Annotated in this window: 20 protein-coding genes; 16 read left to right on the forward strand and 4 right to left on the reverse strand. The window is 47.2% G+C overall.

Going from position 1 to position 25,610, the window contains the following annotated elements:
- Genes AC4IE8_RS05090 through AC4IE8_RS05100 form a run of 3 tightly spaced genes read left to right on the forward strand, consistent with a single transcriptional unit; the run spans position 1 to position 6,619 of the window.
- Complete coding sequence (locus tag AC4IE8_RS05090) at positions 1–786, forward strand: gamma-glutamylcyclotransferase family protein (protein ID WP_068994900.1); 786 nt, start codon at positions 1–3, stop codon at positions 784–786.
- A gap of 23 nt (positions 787–809) precedes the next feature.
- A complete protein-coding gene (locus tag AC4IE8_RS05095) occupies positions 810–1,526 on the forward strand; it encodes a hypothetical protein (protein WP_068994901.1) in 717 nt (238 codons plus the stop codon).
- 14 nt (positions 1,527–1,540) lie between these two features.
- On the forward strand, positions 1,541–6,619 hold the full coding sequence (locus AC4IE8_RS05100; RefSeq protein ID WP_490790478.1) for a diguanylate cyclase domain-containing protein: 5,079 nt from the start codon (positions 1,541–1,543) through the stop codon (positions 6,617–6,619).
- Positions 6,620–6,769: 150 nt separating this feature from the next.
- On the opposite strand, the gene mqo is transcribed toward AC4IE8_RS05100, so the two are convergent.
- The 3 genes from mqo to AC4IE8_RS05115 form a co-directional block, all read right to left on the reverse strand.
- Entirely contained in the window at positions 6,770–8,296 is a 1,527-nt protein-coding gene (gene mqo / locus AC4IE8_RS05105; RefSeq protein ID WP_068994903.1) for a malate dehydrogenase (quinone), read from the reverse strand.
- A 375-nt stretch (positions 8,297–8,671) separates the two neighbouring features.
- Entirely contained in the window at positions 8,672–9,586 is a 915-nt protein-coding gene (locus AC4IE8_RS05110) for an amidohydrolase family protein (RefSeq protein WP_490790479.1), read from the reverse strand.
- Between the two features lie 59 nt (positions 9,587–9,645).
- Positions 9,646–10,035: a YybH family protein gene (locus AC4IE8_RS05115; protein WP_068994905.1), complete on the reverse strand. Its 390-nt coding sequence runs from the start codon at positions 10,033–10,035 to the stop codon at positions 9,646–9,648.
- Between the two features lie 246 nt (positions 10,036–10,281).
- Between AC4IE8_RS05115 and AC4IE8_RS05120 the strand changes: the two genes are divergently transcribed.
- Together AC4IE8_RS05120 and AC4IE8_RS05125 are read left to right on the forward strand one after the other, a co-directional pair.
- On the forward strand, positions 10,282–10,590 hold the full coding sequence (locus tag AC4IE8_RS05120; protein ID WP_068994906.1) for a hypothetical protein: 309 nt from the start codon (positions 10,282–10,284) through the stop codon (positions 10,588–10,590).
- Positions 10,591–11,066: 476 nt separating this feature from the next.
- Positions 11,067–11,690, forward strand: a complete 624-nt coding sequence (locus AC4IE8_RS05125; protein WP_490790480.1) for a hypothetical protein — start codon at positions 11,067–11,069, stop codon at positions 11,688–11,690.
- A gap of 423 nt (positions 11,691–12,113) precedes the next feature.
- Here AC4IE8_RS05125 and mobH read toward each other — a convergent pair whose 3' ends face one another.
- The gene (gene mobH, locus AC4IE8_RS05130) at positions 12,114–14,033 is read right to left on the reverse strand and encodes a MobH family relaxase (RefSeq protein WP_490790481.1); all 1,920 of its coding nucleotides are present in this window, start codon (positions 14,031–14,033) and stop codon (positions 12,114–12,116) included.
- Positions 14,034–14,368: 335 nt separating this feature from the next.
- Between mobH and AC4IE8_RS05135 the strand changes: the two genes are divergently transcribed.
- The 11 genes from AC4IE8_RS05135 (at position 14,369) to AC4IE8_RS05185 (ending at position 25,504) form a co-directional block, all read left to right on the forward strand.
- A complete protein-coding gene (locus AC4IE8_RS05135) occupies positions 14,369–15,187 on the forward strand; it encodes a PFL_4669 family integrating conjugative element protein (protein WP_490790482.1) in 819 nt (272 codons plus the stop codon).
- 16 nt (positions 15,188–15,203) lie between these two features.
- Positions 15,204–17,327, forward strand: a complete 2,124-nt coding sequence (topA, locus tag AC4IE8_RS05140; protein WP_490790483.1) for a type I DNA topoisomerase — start codon at positions 15,204–15,206, stop codon at positions 17,325–17,327.
- Between the two features lie 26 nt (positions 17,328–17,353).
- The gene (locus AC4IE8_RS05145; RefSeq protein ID WP_490777294.1) at positions 17,354–17,587 is read left to right on the forward strand and encodes a hypothetical protein; all 234 of its coding nucleotides are present in this window, start codon (positions 17,354–17,356) and stop codon (positions 17,585–17,587) included.
- Positions 17,571–18,410, forward strand: coding sequence for an HDOD domain-containing protein (locus AC4IE8_RS05150; RefSeq protein ID WP_490777295.1), 840 nt, complete (start codon positions 17,571–17,573; stop codon positions 18,408–18,410). Before AC4IE8_RS05145 ends, AC4IE8_RS05150 begins: the two co-directional genes overlap by 17 nt.
- A gap of 250 nt (positions 18,411–18,660) precedes the next feature.
- The gene (locus tag AC4IE8_RS05155) at positions 18,661–18,924 is read left to right on the forward strand and encodes a hypothetical protein (RefSeq protein WP_490777296.1); all 264 of its coding nucleotides are present in this window, start codon (positions 18,661–18,663) and stop codon (positions 18,922–18,924) included.
- Between the two features lie 232 nt (positions 18,925–19,156).
- Positions 19,157–19,687: a DUF3275 family protein gene (locus AC4IE8_RS05160; RefSeq protein WP_490777297.1), complete on the forward strand. Its 531-nt coding sequence runs from the start codon at positions 19,157–19,159 to the stop codon at positions 19,685–19,687.
- A 15-nt stretch (positions 19,688–19,702) separates the two neighbouring features.
- Positions 19,703–19,909: a hypothetical protein gene (locus AC4IE8_RS05165; RefSeq protein ID WP_490777298.1), complete on the forward strand. Its 207-nt coding sequence runs from the start codon at positions 19,703–19,705 to the stop codon at positions 19,907–19,909.
- Between the two features lie 76 nt (positions 19,910–19,985).
- The gene (gene radC, locus AC4IE8_RS05170; protein ID WP_490777299.1) at positions 19,986–20,507 is read left to right on the forward strand and encodes a RadC family protein; all 522 of its coding nucleotides are present in this window, start codon (positions 19,986–19,988) and stop codon (positions 20,505–20,507) included.
- Positions 20,508–20,579: 72 nt separating this feature from the next.
- Positions 20,580–21,668 (forward strand): DUF6094 domain-containing protein, encoded by a 1,089-nt coding sequence (locus tag AC4IE8_RS05175; protein ID WP_490777300.1) that lies wholly within the window; start codon positions 20,580–20,582, stop codon positions 21,666–21,668.
- 235 nt (positions 21,669–21,903) lie between these two features.
- Positions 21,904–22,485 (forward strand): hypothetical protein, encoded by a 582-nt coding sequence (locus tag AC4IE8_RS05180; RefSeq protein WP_490777301.1) that lies wholly within the window; start codon positions 21,904–21,906, stop codon positions 22,483–22,485.
- A 691-nt stretch (positions 22,486–23,176) separates the two neighbouring features.
- On the forward strand, positions 23,177–25,504 hold the full coding sequence (locus AC4IE8_RS05185) for a DEAD/DEAH box helicase family protein (protein WP_490790484.1): 2,328 nt from the start codon (positions 23,177–23,179) through the stop codon (positions 25,502–25,504).
- Positions 25,505–25,610: the final 106 nt, after the last annotated feature.

The following is a 25,610-nucleotide window of genomic DNA, read 5'->3' on the forward strand; positions in this document are numbered from 1 at the left end:
ATGTTTCACTATTTTGGTTACGGCTCAAATATGAATCTGATCTCACTGCGTGCCAAAGGTGTGGAGCCCACTTCATCACAATCTGCAGTTCTACCGGGCTGGCGTTTGCGTTTTAATGTGCAGCACTTCTTCCGCCATGAAGGAGGCGTTGGGAATATCCAACCAGCATCTGCACGAGAGCAGGTGGATGGAATCTTATATACTTGCCCCGATCAGTATTTGGAGCCCCTGGATGCAACCGAGGCCTGTGGTTTCGGATACCATCGCACGACAGTCGATGTGCTATCGAAGAATGAATCAGTTTCCGCTTATACTTATATAGGAATGCCAGATTTTATCGATGACAGCTGCCTGCCGAGTCGCCGTTACTTGAATATCCTGATCGAAGGAGCCCGACAGGCTGGATTGGATCGAAATTTCATTCAGTCGCTCAGCAAGCAAGCAGTTCACCAGGCCAAAGTGTATCCGCCATTCTCTCCACCAGCGGGTGACTTCCCACTATTCCATAGTGAGACTCTATCCCGCTATCCGCTCTATACCGGCTTGTATGGTGCGGTATTCGATATGTCCAGTGCACGACCGCTTCACGAGTATCTGAAAAGCTTCTTTGGTGGGCGCGACATGACACTGTTTCATCTTAAACGACTTGATAGCAGCAATGGCTGCGAAACCATAGAGGATATCCGGCAGGGACGCCTGAATATGTCTCAACGACGATACCTCAACGATTATCTCAATGAGTATGCTCGGGAGTATCGGTACGTGGGAAAAATAATCTATAACTGAGCTATTAATTGAGGATTAGTACCATGGATCAATTTCCACTAGCACTGCAACATGGCAAGATTGAAGAAGTCTTCCCCAATATCTTTTTCGTTAGCGGCGCCATGGAGACTGTTCTCCAGGGTATCGACTGGAAGTTCAGCCGTAACATGATCATCGTACGTGATGGCGATCGTCTGATCATCATCAACAGTGTACGCCTGAGTGATGATGGGTTGTCAGAGCTGGATCAGCTCGGCAAGGTCACTGACGTAATTCGTCTCGGCTCTCTGCATGGTCGTGACGATCCTTTCTACGTAGACCGATATGGGGCTGAGTACTGGGCAATGCCTGGTATGGAGCATGAGACCGGCCTGAAAGCGACGAACACACTTTCTAGCAACGCACCTTTGCCGATTGCCGATGCGTCCCTGTTCAGCTTTAAAACCACACAGATACCTGAGGGGATACTGCATATCGACCGCGCCGATGGCATTCTTATCGCTTGTGATGCCTTACAAAACTGGCAACATCCGGATCAGTATTTTTCTGAAAGTTCAACCGAGCTGATGCAGAGTATGGGTTTTTTTACGCCGGCCAACCTGGGACCTGTGTGGGTGCAGCGGGCCGCACCCGGGGGTGAAGATTTTGCCCGTCTCAAGGCGCTCTCTTTCAAACATGCATTGTGTGGTCATGGGGATCCATTGCGTGATACGGCATTCGAGGATTACTGTGAAACATTCAAGCGGATGTTTGACGTCTGATCCAGCGTGTTATTGTGAACCTTCAGTTATCCGCGTATGACATCGGCCCGGTTCTCTACCGTTCCGGCGATCGTGTGGTCTTTCAAGCAAACAAGAGAACTGATGGCAGTAAAGTAGCGATCGAGACCCTCGATGTGGAATATCCAGAACGCCAGCAGGTCGCTCTGTTACGCCGAGAGGGTATCATCACCCAACGTCTTACAGACGTTAATGGTGTGCGCAGGATACACGAAATACTGCTTCACGGCTGTGGTAATCTGGCACTGGTGGGAGATCTGTATGATTGTACTCTCGATACCCACCTTTCCAAGGCGGGTGGTACAGGATTACCCATATCAGAGGTACTCGAAGTCGCATTTCAGCTGGTATCCATACTAAAGGATATTCACAGCCAGGATATTGTGCATAAAGCACTGACCCCGAGACATGTGTTGTTTGACTCGCATGAAAAAGCCATCGCATTGAGTGGCTTCGGCATCGCCTCGGAGCTGGACCAGGAGAGACAAACCATCCAGATGTCGCGACAGATCGAAGGGCCATTACCCTATATCTCTCCGGAACAGACCGGACGAATGAATCGAGGCCTGGACTATCGGTCCGACTACTATTCACTTGGTGTCGTACTGTTCGAGTTACTGACGGGAAGGCGCCCACTGCAGGCGAATAATCCCTTGGAATGGGTGCATGGTCATATCAGTTGTCAACCGCCAGCGCCCCATGAGGTAGAACCTGAAATTCCAGAAACACTCTCAAAGGTCGTCCTTAAACTATTGGAGAAAAGTCCTGAAGCACGCTATCAAAGCGCTGATGGCTTGATGCATGATTTGACTGCATGTGCTGACCCGATTGCCGGCGGGCGGGAGATAGTACCATTTAACCTCGGCACAGCCGACATTGCTCAGAAGTTCCTGCTGCCGCAAAAGCTCTATGGGCGGGAGCGAGAGCTTCAGACGTTATTATCACTTTTTGAATCAGCAGCATCTGGAGCTAACGAGTTTTGTCTCATCAGTGGTTATTCGGGGGTAGGCAAATCGGCCCTGGTGAATGAGATTGATCAACCTCTGGTACGTGAACGTGGCTTTTTGGTTCAGGGTAAATTCGAACAATTCCAGCATGGCAAAGCCTACATGGCCCTTACTACAGCATTTCGTAGTCTGGTGCATCAAATTCTTGCTGAAACGGAAGATCAACTGGTGGAATGGCGCCACCGTCTACTGGAGGCACTGGCACCGAATGCCGCTTTGGTTATTGAGTTGGTCCCAGAGTTGGGATTGATCATCGGTGATCAACCTGCTGTTATAGATTTACCTACGGCAGAGGCGAGAAATCGCCTGTATATCGTATTGACCAACTTTTTGAGAGTATTTGCAGGAGAAGGGCACCCAGTGGTGCTGTTTCTCGATGACTTACAATGGAGTGACCCTCCAACACTGGAACTGTTGAGACGGTTTGTTACTTCACGCGAGCTGAACAATCTGCTTTTAATTGGAGCCTATCGCAGTAACGAAGTAAGAACCGGGCATCCACTGCGCTTGTTGCTAGATGACCTTAAGACAAGAAAAAATATTCACCAGCTCGCTTTAGGTCCATTGGACAGGGAATCTGTGGCCAACTTGGTGGCAGATGTGCTCTATCGTATACAGCATGAGACCCGATCTCTGAGCGACATGCTCTTTGACAAAGCACGAGGCAATCCATTCTTTACCAATGAGCTGCTGCGGCAGCTTCACAAAGATAGGGTTATTACAAGAGATCGTGACAATGGCTATTGGAGCTGGGATCTGGATGCAGCCCGCTGGGCGGGAGTAAGCAATGATGTTGTCGAATTCATGGTAGACAACCTGAGGCAGTTGCAACATGAGACCCAAAAGACGCTGCAACTGGCCGCCTGTATTGGGAGCAGTTTCGATCTGCAGACACTTGCAACAATTTATGAACATACTCCTGCCGAAACCGCTGAAACGCTGTTGCCAGCAATCAAACAGCACATTGTGCAACCGATGCAGAGTGACTACAGGCTGACAGGCGATAGCTTGACTCTCAATGAGGCTGAAGATCAAGTAATCAATCCTACCTATCGTTTTCTGCATGACCGTATCCAGCAGGCCGCTTATGCATTAATCGACACTAAATGGCTTAAAGCAGTACATCTCTCTATCGGTCGTCTGATGCTAGAGCATCTGGGGGACTCTGTACCAGAAGAGCGGCTAATCGACATAGTCGGTCACCTCAATGTAAGCCGTAAGTTGATCGATTCAAGCAACGAGCGATTACAACTTGCTGAGTTCAATCTGCGATCCGGAATTCACGCCAGACAATCCTCATCCTATGAATCAGCTTTAAACCACCTGCGCATTGCCGCTGAGTTGCTACCGGATGATCCCTGGGTTGAGACTCCGGATATCATGAAGACATTGGCTGAAGAGACGCAACAGTCTGCCTACCTTACCGGCCACACAAAAGAAGCCGATTATTGGATTGAGATATTGCTGGAGCACGCTAAGACCAATCTGGAACGCGCCGACATCCTGGCAACCCGTACCCGCCAGTACGCAACACTCGGAAGAATGGATGAGTCGATTCAATCCGGCATTCAGGGTTTGGAAATGCTTGGCATGAAGCTAACAGAGCAGCCTTCTGAAGCGGATATCGCAGCGGAGCGTAGCCGGTTGGCCCAACATCTGGCCGGTAGAAACGTCCACGATCTGGTAAATGCACCAGCTCTGAAAGATCCTTCAACACTGATCTCGATGCGCTTGTTGATGGAGGTTTTTCCTGCAGCATTTCTCTCCGGTAGCGGCAACCTCTTTCCCTATCTGGTGCTGAAAGGGGTCAACCTCTCACTGCGTCATGGCAACTGCTCAGAGTCTGCTTTTGTCTATGCGGCCTACGGCATGCTGCTGTGTGGTGAACTTGACGAACCCGGGTTGGGCTATCAGTACGGTAAGCTCGGGCTCGCGATCAACGAAAAGTTTGATGATACAACTCTCAGGGCGCGGGTGATCTATGTTTATGCCATGTTCATACACCATTGGAACAACCATTGGAGCAGCCTGACCACCTGGTTCCGCAAAGGTATAGAAGCCGGCTATCAGTCAGGGGACCTGCTCTATCTAGCCTACAGCGCCCAGGACTGTGTGATCTGGGATCCATCACTGGACCTGGAAACGGCTGAGCAGATACATGCCGACAACTTACAGATCGTCCGTGAGTGTGCCTACCAGGATTCGTTGGATTCGGGCAGCCTGTTTCTGCAACTTCAACGTAATCTGCTCGGTCTTACCGAGAGCGGTTGCAGCCTGAGCGATGAAGACTTCGATGAGACAGAGTGCCTGAATGGCATGCACCAGCGTCAGTTCATGACGGGTATTGCCAACTACCATATCTATCATGCCGAGATCTGTCTGTTATATGGTGATTTTGACCAAGCATTACATCATGTCACTGAGCAGGACAAATTGATCAAGTCCGCCATGTCACTGCCTCAGCTGGTGCGCTTCTACATCATTGCCTTTCTTACCCTGACAACACACTATCCGCAGATGTCTATTCAGCAACAGGCTGATACGAGGAAAAGACTGCTAAGTGATCATGCCCGCATGAAACGCTGGGCTGATAATTGCGAAGTTAACTTTCGCCACCTTCAATACTTGATGGAGGCGGAGCTTGAGCGTCTCGATGGTGCCAGGGAGAGTGCACTGGAGCACTATGACAGAGCCATTGCATCAGCCAGAAAGAGTGGATTCCTTCACGATGAAGCGACTGCTGCAGAACGGGCTGCACGTCACCTGATAATACTCGGCAGGGGTCGCGCTGCCGAAGGTTATTTACGCAGTGCTCACCATCTCTACAACCGTTGGGGTGCGAAACGGAAAGTAAAACTGCTTGAGCAGGAGTTCTCTCTGTTCAATGAACTTGCAGAGGCCAACCGGGGATTGGGTATCGGGGGATTCGAACAGGATCTCGATTTGGCTTCAGTGATGAAAGCCTCCCGGGAGATCTCCGGAGAGATACTCCTGGACCGGTTACTGCAGACGACCATGAGCATACTGCTGGAAAATGCCGGTGGGCAGTGGGGTTGCCTGGTTGTTCGCCGGGAAGGGCGCTTGAATATCGAAGCTGCAAAACTGCCGAGCCAGGGCCTAGCCAGCAGAGATGTTCCAACACACTCTCAGGTGCCTGGACCTGAGAATACACGGATACCCTTACCTGTAACCCTAATCAGTCATGTTCTCTATAGTGGCGAGGCTGTGGTGTTGCATGATGCAAGCCAGGAGGGGCAGTTCTCACAGGATCCCTATGTATTGAGTCTGAAACCGGTTTCAGTCGTCTGTGTGCCACTGAGACGGGAGCGTTTCGAAGCAATCCTATACCTGGAAAACAACCTGGCAAGAGGTGTCTTTACCGAAGAACGGGTGGAGATCATTAAACTGCTCGCCGCACAGGCCTCGGTTGCCATTGAAAATGCGCGCCTCTATGAACAGGTACAGGAGTACTCCCATACTCTGGAAGAGAAGGTGGTCGAACGTACCGCAAAGCTTGAACAATTGAACCAGGAGCTTCAGGGGCTGGCGGACATGGATGGTCTGACCGGTGTTGCCAACCGACGAAGAGGGGACAGTTATCTGGAAGAGGTGTGGTCGCGCCTGCGTCGGGACAAGCAACCTCTCTCTGTCATCATGATGGATGTGGACCATTTCAAGGCCTTCAACGACACCTATGGGCATCAGGCAGGCGATGAGTGTCTGGTAGCCGTTGCTGAAGCGATCTATGCACAACTCATGCGTCCAACCGATATGGTGGCACGCTATGGCGGTGAGGAGTTCATCATCATCCTGCCGAATACTGATCGTGAAGGTGTGGCCCATGTGGCTGAACAGATTAGACGTGTTGTAGAGATGCTGGCAATCCACCACGAACACTCCTCAGTCAGTGCCGTGGTGACCACAAGTGCGGGTACGGCAACGATGATTCCTGGCGTAACCGGAAGTACAGATCAGCTCTTGCGAGAAGCGGATATCGCACTCTATCGTGCCAAGCGGATGGGGCGTAATCAAGTGCACTCTGCACCTGAGGTATCCACAAGCAAATAACTTGATTCCAGCTACGGTTTAATTCCTACACGATGCCATTACATAATCTGCAATCTAGCAAATCTGCTTGAGCACCTTAGTAAAAAGATAGAGCGTTGTTGCCTGTTCTGAGCGAGACAAGCATCCATCGATTCATCCTGAACAATCGAATCAACTGCCTGTTTGCAAAAATTCACCTTGCCCGGGAACATCTGCTGGTTTTCGCTCATCCAGTTCCAGAGTCTCCAAGGTATAGCGTCGTACCGAATGCACCAAATCGAGATCATCATCCAGAGAGTGACCATAGGAAGGAATCAGCTCTTCGAGGCGTAGTCTTGCTTCACCTTGTAGCAAATCAGGTAGACAATCCTCGATAACATCCATCATGGCTGAGACGCTGACAGAGGCTCCAGGGGAGGCGCCCAACAAAGCGGCGAGTGAGCGATCGGCCGTCTTGATTACCTCGGTGCCGAACTGCAACTTGCCACGACCTTTCTCATCCAGTTTGATGATCTGAACCCGCTGTCCGGCTGGGCGAAGATGCCACTCACCCGGCTTTACCGATGGCATAAAGGTGCGAAGCTGTTCGAGACGCTGATCACCGGAACTGATGGCCTCTTTGATTAGATAACGGGTCAACGCCCAATGCTCTTTTGCCACTTCCATCATCGGCTTCAGATTGTGAGAGCGTATCGAATTGATCAAATCAAAAAGACTGCTACTTTTCAAAAATCGTGTGGTGAAACCGGCAAAGGGCCCAAACAGCAGGGCAGGGCGACCATCGATCACCCGGGTATCGAGATGCGGTACCGACATAGGCGGTGCACCGACAGGTGGCAGGCCGTAAACCTTGGCATTGTGGGTCGCCGCGGCTTTGATGTTTTCACTGGCAAGCCAGATCCCTGAGACCGGGAAACCACCATAACCTCGTACCTCATCCACACCTGACTTTTGCATCAGAGACAGGGCACAACCACCCGCACCGACAAATACAAAGCGTGCCTCGATGGTTCGCTTGCCTGCCAGCGCGTGCTTGGTTGTCACATGCCAGCGATCTCCCACCTTCTTCAATCCCAAGACTTCGGTTGAAAGCCAATAGTCGACAGATTCCTCATGGGAAAGATGCTCACCCATCGAGCGGGTCAGCTCGCCAAAGTTGATGTCTGTTCCGTGTGCCACTCGTGTGGCCGCCATGGGTTGCGCCATATCACGCTCAGCCATCATCATAGGTAACCACTCCTTTAGAGTGGCCGGATCATCCGCATACTCCATCTCTTCGAACAGAGGATGAGTGACCAGTGCTTGCTGGCGCTGCTTGAGGTAGTTGACGCTCTCTTTTCCCTCTACCCAGCTCATATGGGGCACCGGATTGATAAAGGCTGAGGGTTTCGAAAGAGCACCCTTGCGAACCAATCCGCTCCAAAACTGCAGGGACTCCTCAAAGCGGGCGTTTATCCCCAAAGCTCTTTCAATGGCGATCTCACCATTACTTTGCTGAGGGGTGTAGTTGAGTTCGCAGTAACCCGCATGTCCGGTGCCTGCATTGTTCCAGGCATGGGTGCTTTCGGTGGCTAAGGTTGCCGCTTGCTCGACCACTGTGATATGACGAGAGGAATCGAGCTGTGTCACCAGCATAGCCAGCGTTTTGCTCATGATGCCACCACCAATCAAAAGCACATCGGTCTTATGCATCGTCATACGGCTGCCTCCGGTTTTATCAAACACTAAAATGGGTAGGGTACAGATGCTGCGGTGCAATATAGAGGAAAACTGTCGACATTTCACCTTAAATTTAACGATATTCAGTGTTGATATATGCAATACAAGGATTAATTGTCGACATTTTTCGTTAAATTCAACGATAGAGGCTGATTTTGCAGCGATCTTTACCCCGCCTGGAGGGTGGTTATTAACTGCTTGTTTGCATTGTGGATTTAACGGATGAGGAGCTTTTAGAGGTTAGCTGTGATGATGCAGTGCAGTTTGCCAGTATCACTCATGAATTGATGTTTAAACTATTGATTAATAGTTACTTATATGAAAAATCAGATCATACCAATCAGGTTGAAATGGTCATTTTTGCGATTTAAAGTAATCCAGTGCATTTTGATAACCCACTTTTTGGGCAACTTCGTCAGGCAGCTGCGCTAACCACGTACGATGAAAATCGAGGAAACGTGTCAAATGCTGCCAACCCGTATCGGGTTCGTCCCAGGGGTTGAGTTGCTCAACCGGCCAAACCGGATCTGAGCCGATCATGAACCGATCGGCGTGGGCGACTACCAGATCATGCCACTCTTTTTTCAACAGCCCCGACTCATCTGCAATACGCATCCCCACATGCCGCCAAGGATCACGAGCTGACAGTTCCACACTCAGGTTGGCGCAGTGTTCTAATGCACGCGCCACCTCAGCTGGTGGGACAACAGAACCCGCATGTGCCCACAAAAAGCGGGTTTTAGGATGCGCGCTACAGAAGCCAATCAGATAATTGGCCCTGGAGAACTCCGTGTGGACCAGCACGGGTACATCAAACTCAGCGGCAAGTTGAAACAGAGCGGCGATATTCGGGTGCTTCCAATCCGATACAAAGCCACCGATCATATGCAGTTCACCAATACCCCGGTAGCGTCCCGTTGCCAGTGCCTGCCGAACACGCCCGACCATTGACTTGTCCAGATACCAGTTCGACCAGTCGATCCGGCCTTTATAAACCCCATAAATGGGTATCACCAGGTCGGGCGCCAACTGATGCAGCTCCAGTGCCAGTTCCGGAGGGGTGCCGGTAACCACCGCCAGCGTGACCTGGTTATCACGCAGGATTTTAATGGCCTGTTCAGGTTCCGTGACCTCTTTCTGATTCCACTTCCAGTGCAGATGCGTATCGGCCAGTTTTGTCAGCCCTTCGCCACTGAAGCTTGCCGGCGAAAAGAGAGCGATGATTGAGAGCAGGGCGGCTATCACTGAGATTTCGATATGTCTGATCATATTGTTTCGACTGAAGTTAAGCGCCTGGAATCCGTTAGAGGCGACCTCTGCAATGCTCTCTAATAAGCTGAATTACTCGTCCAGATGTCACGGTGCATCTTCCAGGCATTCCCATCATACTTCCAAATCATAATCCCCTTGCCTTGGTCTAGTATGGACTCATCGGCATCGTACATGGTGTAACGACTGACTTCAGTGGCAGAGTCGCCATGTTGTTCCAGCTCCATGAGGTCAATCTTGATGCGTCTGATTCCCATGTCGACAGCTTCCTGCCAGTAGCCCTCAATCGCCTGACGCCCCTGAATGAAATCACTGCCGGCTGGTAGCAACATTGCGTTATCGGAATAGAAACCTGCGATCTCTGCCATGTTACCTTGACTGAAAAGCTCCTCGAAGCTTTCAAGAATCGTATCGAATTCCCGATGCAGGTCTGTTGTTTGACTGTTCATGTTGTGCTCCTGACGGAAGAGGGTCAAATATTTTCTACTCGGCTGGTGTAATTTAGTATGGTTGGACTTGAACGGGAGTTGAATGTTAGAACATCCATGATTATTGATCATTCATCCAAATAATCGAATTTCACATGATAAAGATACCAAGTATGTTCGAGAGCAGATGGAAAACGAGAGCGGCAATCATCATCGGGCATTATCGTCTCTACAGGTCTAGGATCGACTGGGTGGTTTAAATCAGTCATGACTGGCGCAGTGCGAATTGCCGAAGAAATGGGCCAATCATTACCTGATACAGCTTACAAAGAAGGAGTGAGCTGGGATAGTAATTTTCTATTCTACTCAGTACGTGAACCTTTTCCCAGCGCCTACACAGGTACAAATTTGACCTTTGGACGGATAGCACAAAACAAAAATGTGGAAATCGTCTCCAATATGCCGGTTGATGGCATCATATTCAGTGACGGAATGAAGCAGGATTACTTGGAATTCAATACCGGGAAGGTGGCAAGAAATAGTGTCGCAGATGTAGGAGGGCAATTGGTGCTATAAGAAACAACTTTTCGAATTGTAGTGCATTATCTGGCAGAGCATCCTACGTAAGGTAGATACTGAGTAGATTACCGATGCAATCGATCGATTAGAAGCTAGTAAGGATTTACAAGGTGTTGCTGAAACAAAGTGACCAGAAGATCAAGAGTTACTCAATAGCCATGGCGCTCATAAAGTAGAATTCACTTTCAAGAGTGTTGCTCGCTTCAAAATCAAACTTGCCTATACCGAGCATGGCAAGATAGCTCATCATGATAATCGAATGCTTATACCGTGTTCCTGAGCCAAAGTCGTATGCGTGGGTACCTGCTTTATCCTATTGTCATGCTTTACATATCCTTGCTTTTTAATAATCTATCTTCTAAAACTGAATTTAATACGCAAGCCGTCTCTGACGGCCAGTCAAACTTCTCACTAGCCAAGGAATGAGTCTAAAAAAGTCAATACAAGTAAAAAACAATAAATAAGGAGCACTCATGTCTAAAAAACTGGTTATTCTGGTGCACGGTATGGGTAATCATCCCAAAGGGAGCATGATCAAAGAATTTAAGAAAGCACTTTCTGACAGAGCTAAAGCGTTTGGAATAATTGAGCAGAGTTATTTTAGCAAGGCAGACCATAAAGAGTTTAACTACAGCGAATACTTCGACTTATTACGCAAACAGTTTGCAGATAATGCGGAAGCTCGAAAAAAAGGTTTCAAGTATCTAACCGGTAAAGGTTTTGAGGAGAAACTACTGCTCCAGCTTACCAATTTTGAATCAAAACTAAGTAAGGATGAGTTTTTCTATACACACTGGTTGGACGTGGTTTTATATTCAACAATGTATTTTGGGGAAAAAATACGGCTAGACTTTATCGATTTCTTTGATAAGCAGCGCAAAAAGTATGGCCACTCAAATATACATCTAATTAGCCACTCTTTAGGAACTGCTGTAGCACACGACTCTTTGGCCAAATACTACAGAACGGAGTCTGATCCATTTGACAATATTCCTGATCTTAAAACCGGCGATTTTAATATTGCTTCAATATGGACATTTGCCAATGTAACTCGAATGGTTAACCGCTTAAACAACTTAACCGAAATATTTAAATAAACAAGGCACTACTTGCAACTTTATTTAAAAAGATACATGGACGTCCGTCCAAAAGCATCAGATTATTTTACGGCCTAATTATATGATTTAACATAATATACATTATGCACATAAACTACTGTCTTATGATTTGTGCAAATATCGCCTTGATGTAGTATGCTTCCAGTGCAGTTAGCGTTTAGCCTTCCTCTGTGGTGAGCATCTAGCCTTCCTCTGCAGAAAGTGTTTAAACCCTTCCTGTGCAGTAGAAAGTGGTTAGCTTCCTTTAATCCTGTTAAACCGCTTTCTCCAAAGTCGGAGACATGTTTGGCTCGATCTAGACCACCGAGCCAACACCTAAAGCCGCTATCCAATGTAACTTCCTGTTATGTGGGGTAGCGGCTTTCTTAATCGGTCATGCAAAAATTATTGGTATTTCCCCGCCTAATTGTCAAGAAATATTTTCTGGGCAATGACCAGATGCGTATTTGGGTCTGGCAGTGAAGCCAGACCCAAATCCTTCTCAGGATTCATAATTATCATCCCCTTTACCTTCGAGCGCTTACGATCACCCTTAATGTCGTAGGTCCAGATATTCTGTCCTTCCTTCGTTTTCTTGTTGATCTTCAACCGCTGGAATTTACTTTGGACCTTCTTGTAGTCGGCTCCGACTGATTGCGCGAATACTCGGAATATCCTGGGACTGACGATCAGGAGGCCTTCCGGTACTGAATGGACCATGGCCTTTACGTTGTTGATCTCCAGCTTTCCGGACTTGATGCCATTTGTCAGCCAGGTAGAGAATGTCTCTGCAATATTCTCATCCGGCGCCGCTTCTGGCTCAGGTTCCTTTTCAAGCGCTGCCGGCGCCGGATGAGAATCCACCCTGGGATCAGGAGGCACATCATCATCGACCTCCTGATAGGATGCTGTCTCATCCGTTGCAGGGACTGCAGCAGTAACCGCTTGCTGGTTGTCGACTGATGCTGGTGATGCCTGCGCCAGATGTTGAGAGATGGGCTGGGTATTATCGACATGCTGAATGGTTGATGGCGGCGCTTCACTGTTGCCATCTTCCAGCGCTATGTGAACATCAATGTCTGTTGTTGGCCCTGACCCAGCACCCCATAACTTCGAGGCACGTATACCAATGCATGTTAGAGATTGTTCCCAATCACCGATGTTGATGGTGATTTTCCTTGAGGCCTTGCCATCACTGGAGGCATTCAGGTAATCGTATTGAATCAGTTCGTCCATGATACGAGGATTCGGCGGGATGCCAGTCTGTCCTTGTCCAATCAAACTGGATCTGAGTTCATCCAAACTGCGCTTGCTGACCAGCCAGATGGTATCGGATGACTGTGTGTGGAATGCCACGCCACCGGGTTCATTGCGCTTCCATTCCTCTTCAATCAATCGTCGTAGTTCTACGGCAATACGCTGATGCAGCGGTACTGCCGGCTGTTGGGCTATTGATACAGCATGCCCGCCCGTTAGGTTATTTGCGACAGAATATTGATCGGCTTTCTTGATAATCTCGCTGATCGCATTGGCGTCATCGATGCTGGATCCCGACAAGGCATCGGTCCACTGCTCCAATACTTGAAGGTCTGTGTTGAGCCAGATCTGTCCTTCAATCGGGATGATCCATTGGACCAGTAGTAATGGTAACTTTTCATGGATCCGATACTTGCGGTCACGTCGAAAAGTAATGCTGTACATTGTTCCCGCGGGTATAGGACCTCCCAAGGGTTGCCAATCTTCCAAGCGGCCATCAGAGTGGTGAATGCGTATAAGCTGGTCGGCAAGCGGCTTTCCGATATCGTGGAGCAAGGCTGCTGTAAACACAGCGTAGGTATAGATATCGGCCTTCATCGATTGTTGTTCGGGGATACCGCCCTGAGGTAAAAGATAACTTTGGCGGATCCGCAGTGCCGCTTCTGCGGTTTCCAGGGAGTGCTGGAGCAAGCCACCGGCATGTGCGTGGTGATGGGCTTCTGAGGCAGGTAATAATTGTAAGAGGTCTGCCAGACGATGAACCAGGTCTAAGTACAGCTTGTTGTAGTGGCCATCGGGAACACTTGTGAGCTGCCTTATCCTTCTCATCTGTGGTTGATAGCGTTTTAGAAGGGCGTCCGCAGTTTGTACCTGAAGCAGCCCCCTATTCTGCTTTTCCGGTCTCAAAACACCTTTTATTTTGCGCCAAACATTCATGATTGCCGTTCTCTTGGGTTGTTGCCTCAGCGACGACAAGGCCATTTGCTGGAGGCACTGCGACAGTGCTGGAGCTCCCTTTGCCTTTTCATCGCCGCGATCGCTCACTTTTGTGATCGCGGCGGCCCTTTCGGGTAAGTCCTGTTCCATTAACAACCCCTACCCTTCAAATCCTTTGATTGATCCTTTCCCTTTCGTAGTATGCGCTCTGGGGCAAATCTTTGCAGACGATAAATGTTTTTGTCATTGTGACATATCGTCATTACAGTTGACAAAATGATTACGCTTATGCTTTATTTTAACAATATTTAGGTCCTCCGCTCCGTACTGACCTGAACGTCCCAAGGGACGGGAGTTTGCATCCTGCATCGTCTGCCTGCCTGGCAGATTCTTATTTCATTCTCGTTTTTAATAGTGATTTGGTTCCGCTATGGGACCGAATTAATTTTGTTTGGAATATTGATGGATGCAATTGAGGTCTGAATATGGAACAGAATGCAAAGCAAGAGATTTTAGAGGAAGCTGGAGATTTAGATTCAGAATCTCTTGATATCGTGCCAGAGATCGCGGATGCCACAACAGCTGATGCAAACGATGATGCAAATCATGATTCTTCTTCTGTTAATGATGGCGCTGAAAAACAGAGTAAAAGAGTTTCGCCTGGCAGGCTTAAGACAAAAGGGTCTGTCGTAATCCACACCAGGTCCGCCCATGATCTATTTTATGGCCGGAGAGGCGATAAGGAATCTGGAATCAATCAGATCGTCGGCTTAACCCTATTTGCAACCAATGCCAATAATCTCGCCATGCTTTGTAAGCGTGACGATCCGTATGCTGAAGCCGTACTGATAAAGATTGAAAATTTATTTGATGACTTTGAAAAAGACTTAAAAACTAAAGTTAAGCATCTTCAAGAATTACTGGACGGTATGGAAGGCATGGTGATCGACTTTCATGAATCAGAAGAGCCCATCACAATACCGCTAGAGTTTGGTACACCCTATGGCTACATCGCCGTACGTTGTCTGAGTCAATACGACAAGCTTGTTACCTTGGCCTACTCCGCAAAGCAGATAGGTTTGTTGGTTCAATCTGACTGGCATCGTTACGTGGTCAAAACGCGAACGAAATTAAGACACATTTTTCACGTCTCAACACGTTATAGGTTCGGCGGCGCGACCCGGGATGATATTGCCGCAAATAACGCAGCAGCTAGGTCTGTAATCGAGAAATACGGGGACCTTGCAGAAGATATACTGATGAAAGATCAACGTGCTCGATTTGTCTCTCACGAGAGTGCATAACGGCAAGGATGCATCAATGAAGCATTTAATGATTGTTGAATCACCGAATAAATGTAAAAAAATCCAGTCTATCTTAGGGCCTGACTGGATTGTGAAAGCATCAATGGGGCATGTTAGAGATCTTCCCCAAAAAGAAATGGGCGTGGATTTTGAAACATTTAAACCAGACTATGTTCCTAGCAAAAAGGGTAAAGAGGTTCTTGGTGGTTTGAAAAAACTCACAAAGACCGTCGATCAAGTCTGGCTGGCGACTGACCCTGATCGTGAAGGTGAAGCAATTGCTTGGCACTTGCAACAAGCGCTCAATTTAAAATCGCCTTACCGAGTAACTTTTAACGCCATCACGAAATCATCTGTGACTGAATCAGTCAATAATCCTTCAGAAATCGATATATCATTGGTTCGAGCTCAAGAAGGCCGCAGAGTACTTGACAGACTTGTGGGTTATAGCGTGTCACCTGAGTTGAGTCGGGCTTGCGGAAACGGCGCATGGTTAACAGCAGGCCGTGTTCAATCTGTCGCTCTCAGAATCGTCGCAGATCGTGAGCTGGAGATATTGAATTTCAGACCAAAAGACTACGTTGAGGTTTATCTCCATTTCGATACAGATAACATCAGATGGAAGGCCAAGTGGATACCTGGCGATCTACTTCCTGAAGTGGAAAAGTATTGGACAAACCGGGCATTTGCCCAGCAAGTAGCAGATATCAGAAATGTTATCGTAACATCCATTGACCGCTCTAAAAGATCGAATCGCCCTCCTCCACCATTTATCACCTCTACTCTGCAACAGGCAGCATCGGTGTCTCTAGGAATGTCCCCGAAACAATGTATGCAAAACGCTCAAAAGCTATTTGAGGCGGGTCTGATAACCTACCACCGCACCGATAACCCGAATCTCTCTGATGATGGTGCAACAGAGGTACGTGAGTGGTTACAAAATAACGGGTACATAGATCACATATCTAGCCAGATAAATACTTGGAAGTCTAAAGCCAATGCCCAAGAAGGCCATGAGGCAATACGACCTACTTCTATTCCTAAGCATCCTGATAAGAGTCAGGATATACCACAAGATCTACAACAACTTTATAAATTGATTTGGCAACGTGCCGTTGCGTGCCAGATGAAGAATGCAGAGATTGATGTGACAAAGCTTTCTCTTTCTTCTAATGATCAGATCGACGGTCATATCATGCACTTTCTAGCAAAAGGTGAACAGCTTATCTATTCAGGGTGGCGGTTACTTAGTGTACGTGATGCAGCAGATGAATCTGTGAAGGATAACGACCAGCAATTACCAAGGCTGACACAAAATCAACAACTCTATGCAATTGATGGTGCTGTTGAAGATAAACAGACAAAGCCGCCAGCAAGATATACCGAAGCTTCTTTGATTAAAAAACTAGAAGCCGAGGGTGTTGGAAGGCCATCTACCTATGCTTCCATCATTGACAATATCGTACATCGTGGATATGTCATCGTTAACAAGAGAAAATTGAACGCTACAGATCTTGGAATCCTTATTGTCAGGACTTTGGTTAACCGATTTAGTTTTTTGGAACTTAAATATACGAGTCAGATAGAAACACTATTAGATCAAGTAGCTGCTGGTCACATGGACTATTTCGATGTGGTGTCTAATGCATATCGTGTGTTAACTGGTGAACTAGGGGCATTGGCAGAACTTGGCAATCAAAATGAAGTTCAACATACCTGCCCCAGGTGCGGTAAGACATTACGTCTGATCAAGAACAAATTCTGGGGGTGTAGCGGATATCCTGATTGTGGCTATACCGCACCAAACGTTAAAGGAAAGCCAGGTGAACTTGATAAATCGCATCCATGTAAGTGCGGAAAAGGATACATGCAGCGAAGAAAAGGCAAGCGTTCATATTTTTGGGGATGTAGTAATTACCCAGAATGTGATGTGACAATGGCTGATCGCAAGGGAAAGCCTGTAGAACATTCAGTATCCAGCCTTAACAATGCACACAAATCAACAGATGAGCATTGCCCTACATGCGGCCAAGGGCAAATGGTAATACGTACGGTTAAAAATGGAGAGAATGCCGGCAAGGAGTTTTTTGGTTGTTCGAAATTCCCAAAATGTAGGCATTTTGATTGGAAGTCTGCCTAAATGACATCGATGTTACGAGCTATCTTATGTCTGAAAAACTGAAAAACTTTCATGTTCAACTCATCGGCCCCTCAGGTTTGGTGTATGTTGGTGAAAATCCTCAAGCATTTACAGAGACCGGTCGCAATATCCTTGAAGTGGAACGACAAATAGAGAGTCGAAATATGGCTGTCGATCCTCTAAAAGGTACCTCTGTTGGTCACTTTAAAGGATGTTGGATGTCAATAAGTGAGATGCCAGACGATGGAAACACTACTTAATAATGGAAATAAAATGCAGGAAACTACCTTGAGTGCTGCACCGAGCTGGATCAGGAATGCAAATATCTCCTCACCATCTCCATTGCTGACAAAGGTATTTGAAGTTCTTTACTCGCCAACCATGAGGCTAGAAGATCTTGCAGATATTATTAAAACTGACGCAGGATTGGCTGTTAGGACACTGAGAGCATCAAATGCAGCATTCTCCAGCCCGGCTAACAAGATAACAGATGTACGCGACGCAATCGTAAGAATGGGTTTAACGACGACGATACACATTATTACAGCTACTGAGGTTTCATCTGTCTTTTTCACTGTGCCAGGTAAATTAGGACTGATGATGAATCATTGGAAACATAATCTAATGGTCGCTTCAATCGCAGAATCTATCGCTAATTATCACCACTTGCCGGATCCAGGCCGATGGTTTTTAGGCGGTCTTATTCATGATATTGGACGTCTGATGATGCTAAAAGTTGATGCACATAAGTATTCAATGGCTGTGAATAAACACCTAAAAGAAAACATAGACCTGCTAGATGCCGAGAGAGAACTATTTGACTATAGTCATGATATCGCAGGTGGGCTATTGCTTGACTATTGGCGATTTCCAACCGATATAGCAGATGCAGCCTACGAACATCATAATGAATTTAAGGCATACGAAGATTTTGGGTCAGGGATAGGCGTAGCAAACAGCATAGCAAATGCAATTCAGAATGAAGAGCCGTTGCCAGAATTTTCAAATCTGCCAGTTTCTGAGTTAGTGATCCAGGCGAACGATCGTTATGAAGTTATGAAAAAAGTTGCTGGGATTAACTAAACTGACTACTATATTTGTATTGATTGTGCACCGCTACGGCCAAAAGTAGCACCAAACCAGTTCTTGAATCATGTGATAACTGGGTCTCATTCGTGAGATTTGATTCAATAATCACCCCATCTGGGAAATCTTCCCAGATAACGGGGTTGGTTTCTTAGATATGGGTTTTCTGACCTCACGGAGGCTCACCTATCGGCCTCCACTAGGGTCGTTAGGTGAGCCTCCGGAGGCCATTTAACAGGAGAACACCATGCGCGAAGCAACCAACCCCACTGACCTTACAAAACACATACCTTCTGCATCAGAAGTTGTAGAACGGATGAAACGAAACGTTTCAACTGTCGGTAGCTTGAGTTTTATTGAAGAATTTCTTTCCGTACTTCCAGAGCCTGCGAAGGTCCCGGAAAACGAAGAAAAGATCGTCACACTTTTCAGGCATGTCTCTAATTCAATGCGCTCAAAAAACGAGCGTACGGAAGAGGATGTGCCAGTAGAGTGCTATCTAGAGCATTAACGTGCCCCTAACCCTCTCTCTATTCTAGAGAGAGGGTATTCGATAAGTAATTATCGTATACCCTCTTTCCATCCACTGAAGTGGATAACATGCGTGAACCTCGGATTGTTAGATGTTCACCAGGTCTATTTAATAGGCCTCAATCCATCCCTACTCTCAACCCATGCGGAAGCACATCCGTATGGGTGTTCTCCTATTGGGTTAATCCAATTACTCAAGCAGGAGATTCATAATGATAACTGTGCAAGGCCGCATGGCCGTCAATGTTATTCATGGTCGTAATGGCCAGTTCAGTGTCGCAACGCTATATAGCGAAATAGGAGACTTTGTGGTGCGATACGACGGTCTTGATCAGTACGATGCCGGTACCTATGAAGGCAAGTTCGTCATCCGGGATACGGATGTGCGGGTTCGGCCTTTCGGGGTTGGCAAGATCATCGAGCCAGTCGCCTATCTCGAAGACCTCACGCTCGACAATGCCGACGAATGCCTTCAGGAGACCATTCCTGACGCTATTCCGGATCCTGTCGATGATGAACCCAAGCCACGATCGAAGGCTCCGTTAAATCTTGATGGGAAGGCGCCGGACGACTTCTCTCATGAGGAGTTGAAGCAACTCTTCGGAAAGATCTGGCCTGTTGGTGAAGAGGTCAAGCTCGATCCCACGGTGGGACGCTCGATGCTTCGCGCTCAGACCGGTTACCTGAAATCAGTCGGGTACAAGTACGAGCCGAAGACGCAAATCTGGAACAAGATTCATTAATGACAAGGAGGTTCTATGAAACGTCTCTTCGCACGCCTGGTCTGCGCCGTTCGTGGCCATGACTATGGCAATGTGGTTTATATCTCGCCTTCGATGCTCACCTGTTGTCACCGATGCGGCCTGGACATCCGGGGTCGCTCTATCGATGACCTGGAACCTATGACCGACGAGGACCGCGAGTACCTTGATCAACTCATCGGTATGGATCTCGATAACGATTGATCCTACCGCCATTTCAACCCACAAGGGGCCAAAGCCCCTTGCGGGTTTTCGCCCCTGTACTTAACAGGAGCAATTTATGTCTGCAACCTCCAAGATCGTTCAACTGACCTTGTTGGACCATAACCGTTTCGAAGGCCTGTCCGTGTCTGACATCAGTCCAGCGGAGCAGGATTCCCTGCTAGGGCTGGCGTTGTCTGTGCTGGCCAACCGTCATCCGAAGGGTGATCCAATTACTTCACCGGTTCAGATGCGGGAATATCTCCAATTACGTTATGGAGACCTGGAGTATGAAATGTTCTCTGTGGTCCTGTTGGATAACCGGCACAGGCTGATCGATGTCGAGGAAATATTTCGCGGCACCATCGATGGTGCGAGTGTCTACCCCAGAGAAGTCGTTAATACTGTGTTGAAGCGGAACGCCGCGGCTGTTGTATTTGTCCACAACCATCCATCAGGGATTACCGAGCCATCAGTTGCGGACAAGCGTATTACCGAGCGATTGAAGGATGCCTTGGCACTGATCGATGTACAAGTGCTTGATCACTTGATCGTTTCACATGAGTCCACGGTTTCGTTCGCGGAACAAGGACTCCTATAACCTTTTTTACATTAACCCGTCAGGGGAAATCCCTGCCGGGGTTTCTCCTGCTTTAACAAATAGGAGAAAACAATGGGATTGATGTTCCAGCGTGTCGCACATAATTACGCAAAGAATGGGTACTATCCAACAGATAGTGAAACCACATTACGTATCTTAAACTCTATCGCTCCATGTGAACATGGAATAATGAGGATACTAGATCCATGCTCAGGAGAAGGTACGGCATTGGCAGAGACTAAGCATGTATTGGGACCTGAACGATGTGTTGCTTACGGCATTGAATATGACGAAGAACGTGCTTGGGAGGCAAAAGAACTTCTTGATTACTGTATCCACGCAGATATTCATGATTGCATAATGGGTGCAAGATCATATGGATTTCTCTGGCTGAACCCTCCTTACGGAGATACGATAGCTAATCGAAGAGGTTTCGGAGAGAAAACAGATCGTCTCGAAAAGGTGTTCTATCGCATGACGAATGGTCTGTTACAGTATGGTGGTGTTATGGCCTTAATCGTTCCGCACTACAGTCTTGATAAAGAACTGTCTTCACTCATTGCCAGACATTTTCACACTGTGAGAGTCTTTGCTACACCAGAACAACAGTTCAAGCAAATTGTTGTTTTAGGGATAAAGCAACGCTCTGGTCAAATAGATACCGAGATCAGAGATAGATTGCTAGCGGTAGGAAAAATGGACACTCTTCCAGATGAATTCCCGCAAATATGGCCACATGAGGCATATGAGGTTCCAGCCAGTTCAAGTGAACCTAAATTTTATGCTGCGCGTATTGATCTTCGTCAATTAACAAATGTAATTGACAATACGAGGTCTTTGTGGGACCAGATGGGGTTGGTGTTTAGGTATGAGTCTACCAACCATAGAAGGCCTGTACGCAAGCTCTCTGATTGGCATCTCGCATTAGCACTTGCTGCCGGCCAGGTATCTGGTTGTGTAGAATCAAAGGATGGTCGTAAATATGTGATTAAAGGAGATACCTTTAAGAGCAAAAAGACTACTGAAGAGCAAGAATTTAACAGTAAAGGAGACTTAACCCGTACTCGCAGAATTCAGACAGATCGGTTTGTACCTACAATACGAGCACTTGATTTCACTGAAGGAAGCGAAACGTTTGGTAAATGCTTGACTATTAAGTAAAGATGCTTATCAGATGAGATCCCGTTTCACGGGATCTTACCCAAGAGCTCACTTGAACTCTTGGGTAAGATGTTTTCAACCCCCGCTTGAGGTTATCAGGCACCCTATCTGGCCATGGACTGTGAAATGCCAGTAGGACGATATCGTCCCAGTCCAATATCAAACCCCATGGGGATAACCCCCTTGGGGTTACCCATGAGGAATTTCCACTCTTAGTCTCTAAGGAGTAGCCCTCATGACTACATTGTTTAAAATATCAGCGATCGCCGATGTCTATGCAGATGCTTATCTGGCAGATGATTCAGGCAATCTCCTATTTTTGTCTGTATGGGGCAGAGATACAGCCCTACAAGAACTTATTGCCCGTCTTCAGCTTCCCCGAAGTGAAAATGGGATTCGAGAGTTTAATATAATTGGAAACTACACTAAATACTTAGTTAGTGTTCCAAATGTTGATGATCTTGATAAAATATCATTAGGAGTGAGCCAAACCATCTTTGGTAAACTGACTCAGTTATGGATCTACACGAAACTAGCGATATTGCCGGACTTGGTCAATCATCGTGGATTGATGTTACATGCTGATGATCAAACAGACATAGATGAATGGCCGCTGTTTAAAATGGTCTGTCCAATGCCCATGCTTGATGAATGGCGAGAGGTATTTCTCAATCGATGCCATAAAAAACAGTGGATCAAACCGTTAACTAATGGTGTCGGTGTAGCCGGTACATTAATTGAGCTAGATGATGAGCTGGAGCCATTGATCACTAATATGATCAACGAAGGTGAGCTCACATTACCCAATTCTATTTAATCCTCCGGATTAAAATCGCCCCTGCAGAAAGAGTATCCCTGTTGGGATTTCTCTCTGCTCTAATTAACGTAAAGGAGAGAATAATTGAATGTGCATTTCAATGGAACTGATTGCAATGTCGATATCAGGTGCTACAGCAACAGCCGAAAGGGAGTTGTCCTTGTCAATGAATTAGGAGAAGTAATCACTGAAGCATCAGTGAACATCTCATTATTCCAACCCGCTACGGATGAAGTACTCATAAGTGATCATGGTGATAATGAGGGTCTCTTAGAGTGTCTAACAGAAGCGGGCATAGTACAACCAACTGGGAAAGAGGTAAGAACAGGACAAACAGAGTTTCATATTTGTAAATTGATCTCTGATAGTCCACAACCTTGATTCTAGTCTTGATTATTTTCAACTTACCCTATCGGGAGACCTCCCGATAGGGAAGTCTCCCGGAAGGATATATCCATCTGATCATAGATTGGAAAGGTCTCTCAATGAGAGGCATTTGTTAAGGGTGCTTTAAAGTGTTCTTAACAAAGACAGATACTGTGCTCGCTACTAGCCAGAAAGTAGCCCAAGACCAAGTCATGAATCATGCAATGCTTGGCATCTCATCGAGATTGATTCCTATCTTTAACCCAATTGGGGACACTACCCCAATTGGGCTGGTGTTCCCCTGATATTTACAGGAGACCACAACATGTCAGCAACCGCTGAAATAAATGAAGAAGTATCTGAAGAAATGTCGGCGGATATTATACCGCTTACAGAGTTTATTCAGGATTTTGGAGATGGGCTGCTTGAGGCTGTCCAACAGCAAAACCCCCCTATCTATGATGGCCAACCGGATCTCAAGAGAGAACAGGTAATGGACAACTTGATAAGGGACCCCTTCCCTGCCCAGAGAGATGCAGTACAGGCTATCAGTAGTCTTCTCATCGATCAAAATGAACCCGCTGCCATCTTAAACGCAGAGATGGGTACCGGAAAGACTATTATGGCCATCGCCACTGCGGCGATCCTCGAGTCCGAAGGATACTCTCGATCAATCGTTCTGTCTCCTCCGCATCTCGTATTCAAATGGAGGAGAGAAATTCAAGAAACAATTGATAATGCCCGTGTTTGGATCCTCAATGGTCCGGACACATTGGCTAAACTACTACTCATCAGAGAATCCTTAGGAATCAATGAGCATGACGGACCAGAGTTTTTTATTTTGGGACGTGTTCGGATGCGAATGGGCTTTCATTGGAGACCAGCCTATTCTGTAAAAATGCAATATACACGGATGATGCCTGAGGATGGTGATCGATCACGTAGTTTCGTCAATAAAAAGGCAGTTTGTGCCTGTCCTAAATGTGGCACGGTAGTGACCATCGAAGACCAAGATGGTAATCCGCGACCTGTAAGCCCCACTGACTTCCCAGATAACAGGCGTTATCAATGTTGTGGTGAAGTCGATGGGAAGGTATGTGGTGAACCGTTGTGGACTTTGATGAGACCGATGAAGCGACAAAAAACGAGACGTGACCTCGTTTTGGAAGCCATGTGTCAGATTCCTACGATTGGACCGAAAACAGCAGGTAAGCTGGTTTCGACCTTTGGAGAAGAATTGTTACATGGCATGTTGGCTGATAATGTCTATTCCTTTATAAATTTAATGGACGATGAGGGAGAGCTCGTATTCTCAGATAAACAGGCAAGGCGTATGGAACGCGCAATGGCTAATCTAGAGTTTGGATTTGGTCAAGGCGGTTATCAACCAACGGAGTTTATCAAACGGTATCTACCGAATGGATATTTCTCCAACATCATCGTAGATGAAGGGCACGAGTACAAAGCTGATTCTAGTGCACAGGGACAGGCAATGGGCGTACTGGCTAACAAAGTCAAAAAGGTGCTTTTGTTAACTGGGACATTGATGGGCGGATATGCCGATGACCTCTTTTATTTATTGTGGCGTATTATGCCACAAAGAATGATCGAGGATGGTTTTGTCTATAACAATCGTGGAAGTCTTGGTACGGCCTCGATGTCGTTCATGCGTGAATATGGCATTCTTAAGGACATCTATACAGAGTCTGAGGGAGATAGTCACAAAACCGCTAAAGGCAAGCGTGTATCTGTTAGAACTGCAAAAGGCCCGGGGTTTGGGCCGAAGGGGATCGCACGATATGTACTTCCCTTCACGGTGTTTCTTAAACTCAAGGATATCGGCGGTAATGTTCTACCCGCCTACGATGAGTTTTATGTCAATGTTGCAATGACAGATGACCAAGCTGAAAAGTATAGCGCTATGGAGCAGAAGTTGACATCAGAGTTGAAAGAGGCTCTGCGCAAGGGTGACAACACTCTGATGGGTGTCGTTCTCAATACTTTATTGGCCTGGCCTAGTACATGTTTCAGACAGGAAGCGGTCAAACATCCACGAACTCGAGACCTACTTTACTATGCACCTTCGATGTTTGAGGAAAATGAGCTGATGCCCGCAGAGGAAGATTTGCTGAAGATCTGCAGGGACAATAAGGCTAGAGGTCGACGTGTGCTTGTCTACACGACGTATACCGGACGTAGGGATACCACTGCTCGGCTGAAGGCCTTACTCCAAAGTGCAGGACTCAAAACAGCAGTACTTCGTGCGTCGGTTGATACGTCTAAGCGAGAGGACTGGATCCTTGACCAGGTGGACCGAGGGATTGATGTTGTCGTCTGTAACCCTGAACTCGTAAAAACCGGCCTGGATTTGCTGGACTTTCCGAGCATCGTCTTCATGCAGACTGGATACAACGTCTACACCTTGCAACAAGCCGCCAGGCGCTCCTGGCGTATTGGACAGGAAGAAGATGTTGAAGTCTCCTATCTGGGTTATGAGGAAACGGCTCAAATTGCTTGTCTATCGCTGATGGCAAGTAAAATAGCTGTCAGTCAATCGACCTCAGGGGATATGCCGGACTCTGGCCTAGACATCTTGAACCAGGATGGTGATAGTATCGAGGTTGAGTTAGCCAAGCAGCTTCTTGCAGCTTGATCTTGTTACCAAAGGAGCCTTTAGGGGCTCCTTTGGTATTGTTTTTCAGTTAGTTACTGGCGCCCTGCTAGACTGTGCCATATTGACAGAACAGAAGGTCTAGAAT

It is taken from the genome of Candidatus Thiodiazotropha sp. AKAK2 (genome assembly GCF_058244685.1).